We start from the raw sequence: 14771 nt of genomic DNA, 5'->3' as shown, positions 1-14771 counted from the left end.
TGAAGGAACCCTGAAGAAACCCTTCAGGCAGCGCGCGTGGCCGCAATGCCCCGGATGGTGTCCAGCAGCAGCCGCGCGCCCTCGCCCGTCTCGCTGCCGCGCCGCACGGTCACGCCCACCGGGCCTTCGGTGCTCGCCGTGTCGATGGCCACGCGCTTGAGTTCGCCGCGCGCCACGAAGCCTTCCACCGCGCCCTGCGGCGCAAACCACACCGCGTCGGAACGCTGCAACAGGCCTACCGCAAAGCTGGTGTCGGTCGCCTCCACCAGCCGCGCCGGCAGCGCGAGACCCTGCGCGATGAGGAAGGCGTCGGCCGTGTGCCGGATCAGCGTGCCCGACACCGGCAGCACCAGCGGGTAGGCGGCCAGCGCGTCGAGCGTGGGCTTGCGCCGCGACGCCAGCGGATGGCCGGGGCGCACCACCAGCAGCAGCACCTCGCTGTACAGCTGCTCGAAGGCCAGGTCGGCCATGGCCGAGGCCTGCGCCAGCCGGCCGAGCACGAGGTCGATCTCGCCCTGGCGCAGCTGCGTCATGAGCTGCGCGTTGGTGCCGCTCACCACGCGCACGCGCATCGCCGGGTGCGCCGCATGCAGCCGCGCGACGGCTTCGGGCAACAGGTGCGCCGCCATGTTGGGCAAGGCGCCGACCGCCACGCGCAACTGGTCGGCCTCGGGCTGGTCCATGGCCAGGCCCAGGCCTTCGCGCAGGCCGCGCAGCGCCGACACGGCGTGCCGCACCAGCACCTCGGCGGCCGGCGTGAGCTCCACGCCGCGGCGGCGGCGCAGCAGCAACTGGCGGCCCACGATCTCTTCGAGCTCGGCCACCGTCTTCGACACCGCCGGCTGCGTGAGCGACAGCGCCTCGGCCGCGCGCACCAGGTTGCGCTCCTGCGCCACCATGACCAGGCATTGCAGGTGGCGCATCTTCAGGCGCTCAAAGTTCATGGCTGACATGCGGTTCTCCTCGAAGCCAGTGGGGCGACGCGCTTTCAAATATAACCAGAGGGAATAGCTGGCGGAAGAGACTTCAGTTGTGCCGCGCCGCGCAGCCTTCTAGAGTCCCGTGGATACGGAGACAGACAAAGCAGCCCATGACCACGATCCTTTCCTCGAAGCCGACCTCTTCAACGCGCCGCCGCCTCACGCTCGCCGCCGCCTGCGCCGCGCTGGCCCTCGGCCTCGCCGCCCCGGCCGCGCAGGCCCAGGCGAGCTACCCCGCCAAGCCCGTGAAGTTCCTCGTCAACTTCCCGGCCGGCGGCCCCATCGACATCCTCGGGCGCGCGCTGGCCGACGCGCTGCAGAAAGACCTGAAGCAGCCCTTCGTGCTCGACAACCGCCCCGGCGCGGGCGGCAACATCGGCGCCGACGCCGTGGCCAAGAGCGCGGCCGACGGCTACACCGTGCTGCTGGGCATCGACAGCACCTTCACCGTCAACCCGCACCTGTACGCCTCGATGCCCTTCGCGGCCAAAGACCTCAAGCCGCTGATGATCTTCAGCTCGTCGGGCCTGAGCTTCACCACCGCCGCCTCGGTGAAGGCCAAGACGCTGCCCGAGTTCATCGCGCAGGCCAAGGCCGAGCCCGCCACCTTCAGCTCGGCCGGCAACGGCAGCCCGGGGCACATTGCCGCCGAGATCTTCGCGAGCGCCACGGGCGCGAAGATCGTGCACGTGCCCTACAAGGGCAACGCCCCGGCCGTGATGGCCATGCTGGGCAACGAGGTGCAGGCCGGCATCGTCGCCACGCCCGGCGTGCTGCCGCAGATCCAGGGCGGCAAGCTGCGCGCCCTGGCCGTCACCGGCCGCCAGCGCGCACCGCTGCTGCCCGAGGTGCCCACCGTCGGCGAGCTGGGCCTGAAAGACCTGGAGTTCGAAGTGCTCTACCTCGCGATGGTGCCGGCCGCCACGCCCGAGCCCGTGATGCAGACCCTGCGCCAGGCGCTGCACAAGGCGCTGGCCCTGCCCGAACTCAAGGCCCGCCTGGCCTCGCTCGACATGGTGCCGCTGGCCGAAACCGATGCCGCCGCCACCGCGCGCCTGGCCACGGCGCAGGCGCGCTACGGCCGCATCGTCAAGGCGACCGGGATGAAGGTGGACTGACGGCCTTGCCGCTGCGCGCCGTGCTGTTCTTCTTGCCGTTGCCTGCTGCCGCCGCAGCAGCCGCCGCCGCATGGCGCCCCCGGTCGGCCTTGGGCAGCACCGCCTGCGCCACCATGGTTTCGGCGTGCGCCTGCAGCCGGTGCAGCGCGTCGTCGAAGCGTGCGGCATCGTCTGCGTCGAGCGTGCCCATCAGCTCGGCGTTGATGCGCGTCACCAGCGGAAAGAGCTCGTCGTACAGCGCCTGCCCCGTCGCCGTGAGGCCCAGCCGCACCTGCCGCCGGTCGCCCGCCAGCGCCGTGCGCGACACCAGCCGCTTGGCCACCAGCGAACCCACCGCCTTCGAAGTGCGCGCCCGGTCCAGCTGCGCATGCTCGGCCAGCTGCGACGAGCCCAGCTCGCCCCGGCTGGCCAGCACCGCGATCAGGCGCCATTCGCGCCGCGTGATGCCGAAGCGGCCCTCGCACAGCCGGATCACCATGCTGCCCGCCACCGCGAGCAGGCGCGACAGCCGGTACAGCAGCAGGTCGTCCAGCGGGCGGCGCGGCGGGGTGGCGGCGTCTTCGGCGGTCATGGGGCGGGGTCTCGAAAGGCCGGGTAAATCCGGGCGATGGTTGATTTGATCAATCGAATGTAGCGTCTCCAGAATCGTCCGCAGCCGCGGCCACCCGCCCCGGCCACGCACAGACCCTGCCGAACGCCGAACGAGACCCCGGAGAGATTGACGATGCCCCAGCTTCCCGACCCGACCCGCCGCCGCACCCTGACCACCCTTGGCGGGCTGGCCCTTGCCCCCCTTGCGTCCTTCGCACCGCTTGCGTTCGCGCAGCAGCAGCAACCCGCCGCCTTCACCCCCGGCCAGCCGATCAAGGTGCTCATCGGCGTGCCCGCCGGCGGCACGCAGGACGTGCTGACCCGCGCCATTGCCCACCAGGTGCGCGATTCGCTCGGCCCGCTCATCATCGACAACCGCTCGGGCGCGGCCGGCCGCATTGCCGTGGACGCCGTGAAGACCGCGCCGCCCGACGGCCACACCCTGCTGCTGGGCACCGCGAGCATGATGACCATGTTCCCCAGCGCCTACCGCAACCTGTCGTACGACCCCATCAAGGACTTCGTGCCGCTGGTGAACGCCGCGCGCTTCGAGCTGGCGCTCACCGTGCACAAGGACGTGCCCGCCAACACGCTGGCCGAGTTCATCACCTGGGCCAAGGCGCAGGGCGACAAGGTCAGCTTCGGCTCGTACGGCGCCGGCACGCCCTCGCACTTTCTGGGCGAAATGCTCAACCGCGCGGCCGGCCTGAAGATGGTGCACGTGCCCTACCGCGGCTCCACACCCGCGCGCCAGGACGTCATGGGCGGCACCGTGCCCGTGTACTTCGACACCATCGGCGGCGCGCAGCAGATGCTGCCCACCGGCCGCGTGAAGGTGCTGGCCACCAGCGGCGACAAGCGCTCGCCGCTCATGCCGCAGCTGCCCAGCTTCGTCGAGAGCGGCTACAAGGACGTGGTGGCCACCGCGTGGTTCGCCTACTACGCGCCGCTGAAGACACCGCCCGCCACCGCCGAGAAACTGCGCACCGAAATCATCCGCGCCGTGAACTCGCGCGACGTGCGCCAGCTGCTGCTGCAGAACGGCATGTACCCCGTGGCCGACGGCCCCGAGGCGCTCGTGAAGACCATGCGCGAAGACATTGCCCGCTGGGCCGGCATCATGAAGGCCGTGAACTTCCAGGCCAATGACTGACCGACCGATCGACAACAAGGACACACCCTTCATGACCCCGCGCGCCCTCCCCGCTTTCGCTTCTTCCTTCAACCCGGCACGCCGCCGCCTCGCCACCGTGCTGGCCATGGCCGGCCTCGTGGCGGCCATCGCCGCCCCCACGCTCGCACGCGCACAGGCCGCCCAAGCCGCACTCGACAGCCCGCTGCGCATCGTCGTCGGCTACGCGCACGGCGGCGCCACCGACCGCGTGGCGCGCATCGTGGGCGACAAGCTCGCGGCCCAGCTCGGCGTGCCCGTCATCGTCGACAACAAGCCCGGCGCAGGCGGCCGCCTGGCCGCGCAGCAGGCCAAGGCCACGCCCGCCAACCAGAACGTGCTGATGCTCGCCAACCCCGCCGTGATGGTGGTGGCGCCGCTCGTCTTCAAGGACAACGGCTACGACGCCGAGCGCGACTTCGTGCCCGTGTCGCACGTCAACGCCTACGACTTTGCGCTGGCCGTGTCGCCCACCCTGCCCGTGCGCGAGCTGAACCATCTGCTCGCATGGATGCGCGCCAACCCGCAGCAGGCCAACGTGGGCGTGCCCGCCACCGGCAGCCTGCCGCACTTCTTCGGCCTCATGGTGGGCGAGAAGGCCAAGGTGCAGACCCAGGTGATTGGCTACCGCGGCTCCGCCCCGCTGCTGAACGACTTGATCGGCGGCCAGGTGCCCATTGCCGTCGACACCGAAGACGTCGTGCTGCCGCAGCACACCGCCGGCAAGCTGCGCATCCTGGCGCTGTCGGGCGAAAAGCGCTCGCCCTTCGCGCCCACCATTCCGACCTTCAAGGAAGCCGGCCTCGACCTCGCCGCCACCGGCTGGAACACCTTCTTCGCGCCGGCCAGCATGCCCAAGGAGAAAGTCGAACGCCTGGCCACCACCATCCACGCCGTGATGCAAGACCCCGACACCCAACGCAAGTTCAAGGACGCCGGCATGACGCCGGTGGTGAGCACCCAGGCGCAGACCGCCGCGATGCTCAAGGCCTACAAGGCGCAATGGGCCCCGGTGGTCCAGAAGTCCAGCTACCAGCCCTGATCGAAAAACCTCTCAGCGACTTATGACGACACGCAGCACCCGCCCCAACATCATCTTCATCGTGGCCGACGACCTCGGCTATGCCGACCTCGGCTGCTACGGCGGCCGCGAGGCGCCTTTTGGCCGCGTGTCGCCCGTGCTCGACGGCCTGGCCGCCAACGGTTTGAAGCTCACGCAGGGCTACTCGAACTCGCCCGTGTGCTCGCCCACGCGCTTCGCGATGATCACCGCGCGCTACCAGTACCGCCTGCGCGGCGCGGCCGAAGAGCCTATCAACAGCCGAAGCCGCGGCAGCACCACGCTGGGCCTGCCCACCGAGCACCCCACCCTGCCGTCGTTGCTGAAAGACAGCGGCTACAAGACCGCGCTCATCGGCAAGTGGCACCTGGGCTACCCGCCCAGCTTCGGCCCGCTGCGCTCGGGGTATGAAGAATTCTTCGGCCCCATGTCGGGCGGTGTCGACTACTTCACCCACTGCGACTCGGCCGGCCGCCACGACCTCTGGTACGGCGAAGAAGAGCACAAGGACGACGAGGGCTACCTGACCGACGTGCTGTCCAAGCGCGCCGTCGACTACGTCGAACGCATGGCCACGCAAGAGGCGCCCTTCTTCCTGAGCCTGCACTACACCGCCCCCCACTGGCCGTGGGAAACCCGCGACGACGCCGACAAGGCACCGCTCGTGAAGGACAACCTGTTCGACCTGTCGGGCGGCAACATCCATGTGTACCGCCGCATGATCCATCACATGGACGAGGGCATCGGCTGGATCATGGCCGCGCTCGAAAAGCACGGCATGGCCGACAACACCCTCGTCGTGTTCACCAGCGACAACGGCGGCGAGCGCTTCTCGGACAACTGGCCGCTCGTCGGCGGCAAGATGGACCTGACCGAAGGCGGCATCCGCGTGCCATGGATCGCGCACTGGCCCAAGGTGATCGCCAAGGGCGGCGAGAGCACCCAGCTGTGCATGACCATGGACTGGTCGGCCACCATGCTCGACGCCGCCGGCGTGAAGGCCGACGCGGCGTACCCGCTCGATGGCGTGTCGCTCATGCCCGTGCTGAAAGACGCCACCCACACCTTCCGCCGCCCCCTGCACTGGCGCATGAACCACCGCGGCCAGGAAGCCATGCGCGACGGCGACTGGAAGTACCTGAAGGTCGACGGCAACGAGTACCTGTTCAACATTCCGGCCGATGAGCGCGAACGTGCGAACCTGGGGAAGAAGGAGCCGCAGCGGCTGGAGGCGATGCGGGCGCAGTGGCAGGCTTGGAATGCGACGATGCCGGGGATTCCGGAGGATGCGACTGTTAGTTTGGGGTACTCGGTGAAGGACATGCCGCAGCGCTGAGCTTCGCGCTGGATCAGAGATTTCTCAGCCAGCCAGATCTGAGAATCTTTCGGCCAGCACTCGCGATTGCTCCTCGAACTTGGCCGGATTCTTTTCTTTCAGAGAAGCCAGGTTCTTCAGCTTCCATTGAATCGCCGGCATCGCGCTGAGATGCGCGATGCCCATGCGCTCCCACTCGGGAGCGCCGTTGGCAAGGGCCATGAGAAAGGCGCGCTCGTCCGCATCGAGTTCTTTGTGGAGCGTGGCGATCATCTGGTCTCGCGCCGCGAGCAGTGCGCCCAACTCGACGGGCTCGGCTGTCATGCCTTGAAAGTTGGCTTCGAACTCGGCGGTCACGTCGCGCAGCGGTGGAAACAAGACCTCGTGAATCGGCCTGTTGTGGCTGGCGAGGTAGACCACGAACGCGCGCCGAATGCCGGCCGTGATGCCTTCATTGGCCAGCAGCTGCATCACGTCGAACAGATCGCGCGGGTGTTGCCGGTCCATGGCCGCGACGAGCTTGCCGCCATACACGTCGTCGACCGACACCACGGGAATCTCCAACTCCGCCTGGAGCACTTCCTGCGCTTTGGGCGAGAGCCCCGCCATGGCGACCGGCCGCACAGTACCGCGCATCACGTAGTTGACCTCGACCTTGACCTCGATGCCGTCGCGCTTCACCAGCAGCTTGGTTTCTCCTGCGGCGGGCACGCCTGCCAGGTGCGTCTGGAATCCCCTGCGTCCGAGCGCATCGGCGGTCTTGCCGAGTGTCACTTTGATCTGGTCGAGCGCCGCATCGCGCGACAGCGTGTGATCCGGAAAAACCAGATCCAGATCGACCGACAGGCGCGGCATGTCCCGCACGAAGAGGTTGATGGCGGTGCCGCCCTTGAGCGCGAAGGTTTCGTCCGCAAAGACGAAAGGAGCGACCTGGGTCAGCAGACGCGCGGTCTTGAGATAGTTGTTATTCATGACTTGAGGATCAGCAGACCCTCGTTGGTTTTAGCAACCCACGGGCGATTGCCACCGGTGGGCAGGTCGGCCGGGTCGAGCTTCTTCGCCCATGGCAACGACAGATCGCGCCCGAGTTGAAGACACAGCCGCACCGTTTTCACGTTGGTGCATTGGCGCAGCAGTTCACCAAGGACCGAAGACCGCAAGCCATACGTGCTCTCCGCCAACTCACGCGCCTCTGCCAGCGGCTGGCGCACGCCCACTTCGCTCAGCATTTCCAGAAATGCACGCTCGGGAGCAGAAACGTTCGGCGCGTCTGCACGTCCCTCGAAGGGGCCGGTGTATCGCATACCTGTCACGTCGCTGCTGAAGAGCTGCTTGCGGTGGTACTCCGAGGGAAAAGCGTCGGTGAACCAGCCCGGCAGCTTTGCTGACTTCAGACCATAGAGGTGAAGCTTGGGTGCCTGCGAGACGTAGTGGCGTATGCCATGCCAGTCCAGCGCGGATTTGCCGCCCACATGAAGACCGGGGACCTGGCGCTGAAGCAGCAGCAGGCTCGGGTCACGCTGCAACGGAGTGTCTGGCCGGCAGTACACCCCACGCGCCAAGCGCTGGAGCCACCCTGCCCGCACGTAGTGAACGGCCAGATCGGCAGAGATGCCCTCGAGTGCCAGGTCTTCACTGGTCACGGGCGTTCCTCCGGGGAGTCGAGCCAGAAGGGAGTTTAATTTTGAACGACTTGTCGTAGTCACACTACGATTATTCGAATAATTTCAAGACAATGCAAGGATTTGATTTGTTCGATTTGTTGTAGTGTGACTACGATAAATCGAATAAAACAAAATCCGCAAGGAGGCAGCCCAAATGCGGTGTCGCCTTGCCTGCCCGCCATATCGCCTGCGCACTAACAAATTTCGCTCGCGCCCAACCCCTTTGGGCCGCGTAGACACGACAGCTATGAATTCAGAACCGATCTGACTGCCCCCAGGTGCTCCTCATCGCACGCATCAACCCATAGCCTGCCATCCTCGACGTCCGACAGGAATATGCCGTACTGCCAAAGCACACGCTCCACGTGCTCCGAGAGGGCCAGTACCTGCTCAATCGATGACGATTTTCTTTCCATCGACTTGCGGTGTCTGTGGAGTTCCGGTCCGAAGAGGTTCAACCATTCCCATAGTCCGACTCGGACAAGATACTCGGCGGTTGGAGTGGTCCGCGAGAGCCGCCGACTTTCTGCGTCAGACAAGTAACGTCCACAGTATTTAGCAAGCGTCCCCAACAAAATATCAAGGGCTGGAACTACATCGGGCAACAGTGCATCCACGCTCTGGTGCGCGATGAACTGCTGGCGCGCCACTTCAATTGCCCCCAAGGCGACGGTAACAGCATGGACTGACAAATGCTCGTCTTCCTCCCGCAGTTCGCTTTCATTCGCCGCTTGGGCGGTTTTGACGGAGCCACAATAGTGCGAAGAAAACCGGTGCGTTAGTTCCAACGCAATGCGTTGCCTTAGCGTGAAAACGCGCCCCTCGCTCATCGGGACGATATGCTCAAACCAATAGATGAAGTAGCTCATCTGACCCAAGAGATGCGTGACTAGCACGGTGGCCCATTGGCTCATTCGCACATCCGCAGCGCCCATAGTCCGCACGACCCGCTCCGGCAAGAACATTCGAAATGAGGAGGAAACCGTGTCGGGGACAAGCTCGATTGTTCCGCCCATTTTCACGGCTTCTTCGTATGGAGACAGCTCCCGACCATAGAGCCGCGCGACCTCAATACAGACATCGTCAGTAACAACGATCGACTCGAGACGATTGGCTTCACGTACATCACACTGCTGCGCGACTATTCGCTGGATCAATTGACTGATATCCGTCGACTTGCCCTCGTTCGAATGGATGATCACGGGAACGATCCGAATGCTGGAGGTACTGGCCTCAGTGGCCGATTCTCCGCATCCGAGACGGGCGGAGACAAAACTCTCTTCCATGAGATCAACTGTCAGAGCTTCCAGTAGTTCGCCCATATGCGAGGTGGCTACTTCCAGATCGGCATGGAAGATCGAACTCACAAAAAACTCGAGTGAGCACTTGACGAAATGCTCGTTCAGATTCGACACCACCGGCGGCTCACTTCCCGTGTATCCGATCAGCACCTGCCTCGCACTGATGGGCATCGCAACCCAAGAAATTTCCTCATCCGAACTCATTGCAACAGGTTGAATTCGACCCGAAACGGTGGAAGCGATGGCGGCGCAATCAGGCAGAACGAAATGACTCGGCGACTCCGCGGAAAAGACTCTCCAATGCAATCTTCGCAGCGCCTCTAGTCGCGGAGCGGGCACCAAGGACTGCTCCAAAACTTTGGTGTGACCCCGTACGACCATCCTCGGAAGCTCGCCCCCAAGAATTGACAGCTGCTCGCGCAGTACTGGGGTGAACTCCCGCATCTGTACATCGAACTTCTCACGAGCCTTGAAGCGCGCCATCTTCTCGAGGATTGCCCTCTCCTTCTCGGGGAATACCTCGATGGGCAACGCATCAAACACCTTCTTAATTTCCTCGGACAAAGGTGACTGAGGGTTTGTAGAGTCAATATCTACAAGCTTCCGGACAACTTCTGGATCACTCAGGAGATCATCAAGCTGTGTAAGCATCTTCTGCATGAGAAGGGCAAAGGCCCCCCGCAGATGCGAGGCTCTGACGGTTAAGTGAACGACGGCAGTGGCTGCACTCTCCGCACTAAGTAACTCATCGGGCGTCACTAATCTGGCTTGATCGAGAAACGGGTTGAACATGCTGCCTTCAAAAGCAGTGATCAAGTCGTCCAACGTATCTGTGACTCCATCGCCCGGTTTTGAATAGAAATCGCGTTGGGATGCGACCCCTTCGGTAGAGGTAACGTACGGGCGTGCGCCCTTTTTGTAGACGACCACTTGGGTCTTCTTTCCGACTTTCGAAGCTTCAAAGCCTCGAAGCAGATGCTGCGGCAGGTAGTGTTGCTTGCGTCCAGCCAATTTTCTTCTCAGGGTGACGGGTTTTCAGCGCAAAGACCGCTCTTTTAGAAGTGGTCGATGAATCGTTTCACGATATCGATTCCGCAATTTGTTCGCCACGTCCTCAGTATCTTCGGTTTCACCCGAGGTAGCGGACACGACACGTTAGCTGAAGTTCAGGAACGAGGAGAGGATATTTCCCGCCATGCATAGACAGGACTCAATGCGACCTTTGAAAAACGCAAAGATTTCCTGCCACGCCCAACATCCAACGGATGCGGCTCAATCCTTGGTGAAACAAGGCAGTCGCAAACTGCGTTCAGATGAGACGGCGCGTCAGCGATCCGATTCGACATCGTGCCGTCCGTACGAACCGGCGCCCGCCTCTTGTGTGCGCTCAAAGGCATAGGAAGGCGGGGGCCTCTACCTTCGACTCCTCCCCAACAACCTCTTCGCGTCCCTCGCCAGATCAGCCGCGATCCACCGCATGTGATCCTGGTGTTTCTCTCCGGCTTCCTCAAACCAGCCGTTGTCGTTACCGTCGCCGTAGCAGCACCAACGCAAAGAGTTCAGCTGGGCCAGTTTGATTTCGATGAGATCTCGGGCGTCTTCGCCTGTGGTGATTGGATGAAGGTGTCGCGCCGCGCTTACCGGCGTCAGGTGCTGGCAGCTGCGGCGACGGAACCCGGTAAAAAGTCGATCACCCGCTGCACGAAGGCTTCGAGCTCCGTTGGGCAGTCTTCCGTCTGAAGCTTCTCAAGCGCCTTGCGGTTCCACTCTCTGCCCTTGCTCACGCCGGTATCGATCCATTGCTCGAGCTCTCCACAGGGGACGACGAACACACCGATCTTGGTCAGGTCTTCGATGAGGCTCTCGACGGCAGCCAACTGGTCGCCAGTGAAATAGGAGGTGCCCGCCTCTTTCACGACTTCCCACTTGGATGTCGTCGCCTTGAGCGTGCTCTCGAGCCGCTTGCGGGATGAGCGAGCATCAGTATGAGGAGACGTGATCCATTCGTTGACGCCGTCGAGCAGCTTTTTCAGGAACTGATCTTCCGACATCTGGAGCACCCATTTGCCGATTTCGGCGCGTCTCTCTTCAAGCTCCGCCGGAATCTCGGCGCCCGTCAATGCCTTGACGATCTTGTCCAACGGGCCGCTCGCGTTGAGGATGTCGATGTCTACGATGACGGCGACCGGAGCGCCGGCGCTTTTCAGCAGCTGGACAGGCGTGTCCGCGGCGCCCTTTCCATTCGTATGGATGAAAAGCAGGTCTTCGCCTCCCTTGCCGACGAGCGTTCGGTGCGCAACGAACTGATAGACCGCTCGATCGGGATCGCCTTCGCAGACGACCACGCCTTGATGGAAGAGTGAATCGAGGACCGGTTGGCTTGATAGCAAAGGTGTGCGCGTCAAGGCCGTCACTGTTGAGGCTGGGACCTGGGTGTAGCGCGTGGTATCGGCCGTGCGATTGAGCCGCAAGACGTTGGCACTGTAGTTCTCGCTCACGACGCCCCACATGAATGCAGAGCTATGGGTCGAAACAATAATTTGTGCAGGGCGACCAATGCTCAGTCGCCCCAACAGTCGGCCCAGTACGCGCGCCTGCTTGGGATGAAGGAATGCCTCGGGCTCATCCAGCAGGAGGGGGCGATCTGGGAAGACGAGCGCTGCCATGAGGATGCCAGCAAATGACTGGTACCCGTCACCTTGTTCTTTGAGCAACTGCCCAACACGAAGCTGTTGTTTCAGTTCATCCAGTGATTCGGAGAGGTTGCCGAACGCACCGCCGACCTTGAAGTACCAGCGCTTCATGGCCGTCCAATCAAGCGCAATGTCGCGTCCAAAGGCTTCCGCGAACGCTTGTCGCAGTTGTGGCTGCACCTCAAGGCGCCGACGGAAAAACTCTTGCAGCGCGTGCGTAGGCCCCTCTGTCTCAAGATCGTAGGCCTCTTGCGGAGCGGTCAACTCGAACCGCGTGCCCGCATGGAGATGGCTGATCAGGAACTTCCCCAGCGACTGACGCTGATGCTTCGGGTCGGAGCTTTCGAGCAGGGTTTTCGACCAGCCGATAAAGCTGCCGATGTTGTGGGTCTTGACGAGGCTCTCGCCGATGCCGACAACGCTCTCGCTCGTCGGCGAGTCCTTGGATGGCAGGACATGGAAGTGATTCTGAAAGTCCTCCTTGGAGGGCATCGTCACGTCGATGCTCTTGAAGAGCGTGAGGGCATTTTCCGGACCGCCCAAAGCGAAGTCCCGCAGGTCTCGCAGGGTTTGAGACTTGCCGCAATTGTTCGGGCCAACGAGCACGGTCATTGGCCCGAACGCAACCATCTCGCCGCTGTGGTTGACGGCGGAAACAAATTTGAGCGGCATATTTTCTCCCTCGCTTGGCGCTGTTTCAGGTCTTCTTGGAGTTCAGATCGCTGATGCGATTGAGTTCCGGCGTGCCCCTAGTATCCATTTAGAAAAGACCGTTACTCACACCCTTGCTTGCCTTTGATACGCGCGGTTCATAGTTGAGGCTGCGGCTGAGTAGACACAGAGCTGCCACTCGCCAGCGGCTGTTCAATGGCGAACATCGATCGACCGATCGCGCAGCGACGACAGGCAGCGATTGCAGCAAAGCGGTCAACCCTCGATCGAGGAGCGGACGACACCCTGCTCTTGCTACGTTGAAGGGAATGGGAAAGTGACCCGCCGCCGGTCACAAAGACTCAGCGGCCGAGTCGCGAACGCCCTACCCCCTCCCACTCTCCCCCAACAACCTCTCCGCCTCCCTCGCCAGATCCGCCGCAATCCACAGCATGTGATCCCGGTGTTTCTCCCCGGCTTCCTCGAACCACCCGTTGCCGTCGCCGTAGCAGCACCACAGCAGGGAGTTCAGCTGGGCCAGTTTGATTTCGAGGAGGTCTCGGGCGTCTTCGCCTGTGGGAGTGACGGAGGCCGCGCCGCGTGTGCGGCGGGAAGATTGGGGCGTGGAACGCCCGGCCATAATTCGATCAGCCATTTGGTGTGCTTCCTCTCAAAAGTTATGCACGTCTCTTGGTCAGACGGCCAGGGTGTTCACGCACCCTGGCCGTCGCCTTTTGTGCCTCACATTCGTGTCGCTGCTTCACAAAGAGGCAGCGACACCCGCCGTGAGGCAAGGCGGTTCATTCGCTCGTCAATCGATCAATGGATGCATGGGGAGAAGGCGTTCCTTTCACGGGGTTCGTCGGCCGCTACAGCGGGCCGTCTTGTCGCGGGGGCATTCACTGTAGAGAAGCGAAGCTGCGCAAGAGAAAAGAATTCGTCGACGATTTCTCGAATCGACGAGATATCTGAGGTGCCCCGGTTTTTCTGCTTCACCGGAGGCGAGACGAGGCGAATCAAGGTTCGGCTCGGGGCCGGCCGCCAGCTAGTGCGCGTGCGTGGCGCGCTCGGCTTCGCTGTCGTGGTGGTCCTGGCTGACGCCTCGCGCCGGCAGCGCGTCGGCCGCCAGCGCAAGAAAGAGCGCAAGGAGCAGCCACAGCGCCACGTCGCTCAACCGGTAGAGGTTCTTGCGAAAGCGCTTGGTGCGGCGGATCACGGCGCACCTCCCGGGGCGGCCGTGCGGGCGTTGCCGTTCAACGCCGGAAGAAGACAAAGCCCCACGCCGCGGACCGCATCCACCGCGAAGGCCGCGTCGTCCACGTCAGCCATGGGGCATGAGGTGGTACAGCTCCGGCAAGAAGCCGCCGGGCGCGGTGAGGCGCGACTTGAGCCGCACGACCAGGTGCAGGTCGTCCACCAGATGGAGGTCGCCGCCGCGGTTCGTGAGCTGCAGCTTCACGGCCAGCAGGCCCTGCAGCTTGGCGCGGTGCCACTCGGCGGCGTCGGCGATCTGGGCGCGCGTCATGGCCGCGATGCCGATGCCGTGTTCCAGCTCGGCCGCGCGCAGGCAGGCCACGACGCGGTCGACGCTTTTCAGCGTGCCCTCGATCACCTCCAGGCAACGCTCGGCCAGCCGCGTGGGCTCGTCGGCGGAGTTGCCGTACACGAAGGCCTCGTAGGGACGGGGCGCGCGCGTGGAATCGCGAGGCATGGGCTGCGGGCCGACGTTGCGGCTCAGCGCGGCAGCAGGTCCAGGCATTGGCGGCGGCGCCACACGGCGCTGCGCACGGCCTGGCTGTCGTCGAACACGACCTTGTACTGGCACACGAGGTAGTTGGCGGACTGGGGCATCTGGAACTTGAAGTGGTAGTCCCACTCGGTGCCGAGCGCGCCGCGCTGTTGCTTCAGCGCCTGCCCGAGCACGGCAAGCACCTGGGCCTGGTTGAGGCCGGGCTTGATCTCGCGAAAGCGCTCGGGCCGCGACACGACGCCGTCGCGCAGAAAGGGCTCCTTGAAGTCGGGGCGGCGCGCCTCGACGTCGCGGTAGTCCAGCTTGTCGGGGTTGCTCACGGGGTCCACGGGGTTGTCGCGGGCCACCGCAGGAGCGGCGGCGCCGAGCAGCGCGGCGGCGAGCACGAAGGCGGCAGCGGCGGGGGATGCGTGCGGGGTGGTTTTCATGGCTAGCGTCCTCTTGGGTCGGATGGGTGTCGGATGGGTTTCGTGGGGA

At 64.0% G+C, this 14771-nt stretch carries 13 protein-coding genes; 4 read left to right on the top strand and 9 right to left on the bottom strand.

Translation table 11 applies throughout. The annotated features are described in order from the left end of the window. Positions 1–23: 23 nt before the first annotated feature. Positions 24–953 (bottom strand): pca operon transcription factor PcaQ, encoded by a 930-nt coding sequence (gene pcaQ, locus ACAM52_RS05560; RefSeq protein WP_062479169.1) that lies wholly within the window; start codon positions 951–953, stop codon positions 24–26. 137 nt (positions 954–1090) lie between these two features. On the opposite strand from pcaQ, the gene ACAM52_RS05555 reads away from it, so the two are divergent. Then, positions 1091–2098: a tripartite tricarboxylate transporter substrate binding protein gene (locus tag ACAM52_RS05555; protein WP_369646377.1), complete on the top strand. Its 1008-nt coding sequence runs from the start codon at positions 1091–1093 to the stop codon at positions 2096–2098. Here ACAM52_RS05555 and ACAM52_RS05550 read toward each other — a convergent pair. Further along, positions 2070–2669, bottom strand: coding sequence for a MarR family winged helix-turn-helix transcriptional regulator (locus ACAM52_RS05550; protein WP_139704504.1), 600 nt, complete (start codon positions 2667–2669; stop codon positions 2070–2072). The two genes, ACAM52_RS05555 and ACAM52_RS05550, sit on opposite strands and share 29 nt — an antisense overlap. Before the next feature lie 153 nt (positions 2670–2822). Here ACAM52_RS05550 and ACAM52_RS05545 point away from each other — a divergent pair, with 153 nt between their 5' ends. The 3 genes from ACAM52_RS05545 (at position 2823) to ACAM52_RS05535 (ending at position 6256) form a co-directional block, all read left to right on the top strand. After that, complete coding sequence (locus ACAM52_RS05545; RefSeq protein WP_369646376.1) at positions 2823–3842, top strand: Bug family tripartite tricarboxylate transporter substrate binding protein; 1020 nt, start codon at positions 2823–2825, stop codon at positions 3840–3842. 106 nt (positions 3843–3948) lie between these two features. Beyond that, positions 3949–4902, top strand: coding sequence for a Bug family tripartite tricarboxylate transporter substrate binding protein (locus ACAM52_RS05540; RefSeq protein ID WP_369647698.1), 954 nt, complete (start codon positions 3949–3951; stop codon positions 4900–4902). Positions 4903–4924: 22 nt separating this feature from the next. Next, positions 4925–6256: a sulfatase gene (locus ACAM52_RS05535; RefSeq protein WP_159270971.1), complete on the top strand. Its 1332-nt coding sequence runs from the start codon at positions 4925–4927 to the stop codon at positions 6254–6256. Positions 6257–6280: 24 nt separating this feature from the next. Here ACAM52_RS05535 and ACAM52_RS05530 read toward each other — a convergent pair whose 3' ends face one another. The 7 genes from ACAM52_RS05530 to bamE form a co-directional block, all read right to left on the bottom strand. Beyond that, positions 6281–7207: a nucleotidyl transferase AbiEii/AbiGii toxin family protein gene (locus tag ACAM52_RS05530; protein ID WP_369646375.1), complete on the bottom strand. Its 927-nt coding sequence runs from the start codon at positions 7205–7207 to the stop codon at positions 6281–6283. Beyond that, complete coding sequence (locus ACAM52_RS05525) at positions 7204–7941, bottom strand: type IV toxin-antitoxin system AbiEi family antitoxin domain-containing protein (RefSeq protein ID WP_369646374.1); 738 nt, start codon at positions 7939–7941, stop codon at positions 7204–7206. Before ACAM52_RS05525 ends, ACAM52_RS05530 begins: the two co-directional genes overlap by 4 nt. A 203-nt stretch (positions 7942–8144) precedes the next feature. After that, positions 8145–10211, bottom strand: a complete 2067-nt coding sequence (locus ACAM52_RS05520; protein ID WP_369646373.1) for a DUF4238 domain-containing protein — start codon at positions 10209–10211, stop codon at positions 8145–8147. A 635-nt stretch (positions 10212–10846) separates the two neighbouring features. Beyond that, positions 10847–12565: an ATP-dependent endonuclease gene (locus tag ACAM52_RS05515; protein ID WP_369646372.1), complete on the bottom strand. Its 1719-nt coding sequence runs from the start codon at positions 12563–12565 to the stop codon at positions 10847–10849. Positions 12566–13589: 1024 nt separating this feature from the next. Then, entirely contained in the window at positions 13590–13760 is a 171-nt protein-coding gene (locus ACAM52_RS05510; RefSeq protein ID WP_157627413.1) for a hypothetical protein, read from the bottom strand. A gap of 105 nt (positions 13761–13865) precedes the next feature. Further along, positions 13866–14255, bottom strand: coding sequence for a hypothetical protein (locus ACAM52_RS05505; RefSeq protein WP_369646371.1), 390 nt, complete (start codon positions 14253–14255; stop codon positions 13866–13868). A gap of 23 nt (positions 14256–14278) precedes the next feature. Beyond that, positions 14279–14722 carry an outer membrane protein assembly factor BamE gene (bamE, locus tag ACAM52_RS05500; protein ID WP_062479197.1) on the bottom strand — a complete coding sequence of 148 codons (444 nt, stop codon included), beginning with the start codon at positions 14720–14722 and terminating at the stop codon, positions 14279–14281. Positions 14723–14771 lie beyond the last annotated feature (49 nt).

It is taken from the genome of Variovorax sp. V118 (assembly GCF_041154445.1).
GTDB lineage: Bacteria > Pseudomonadota > Gammaproteobacteria > Burkholderiales > Burkholderiaceae_C > Variovorax > Variovorax boronicumulans.
The sequence above is the reverse complement of the archived record's forward strand: the minus strand, read 5'-3'. Positions and strand labels throughout refer to the sequence as shown.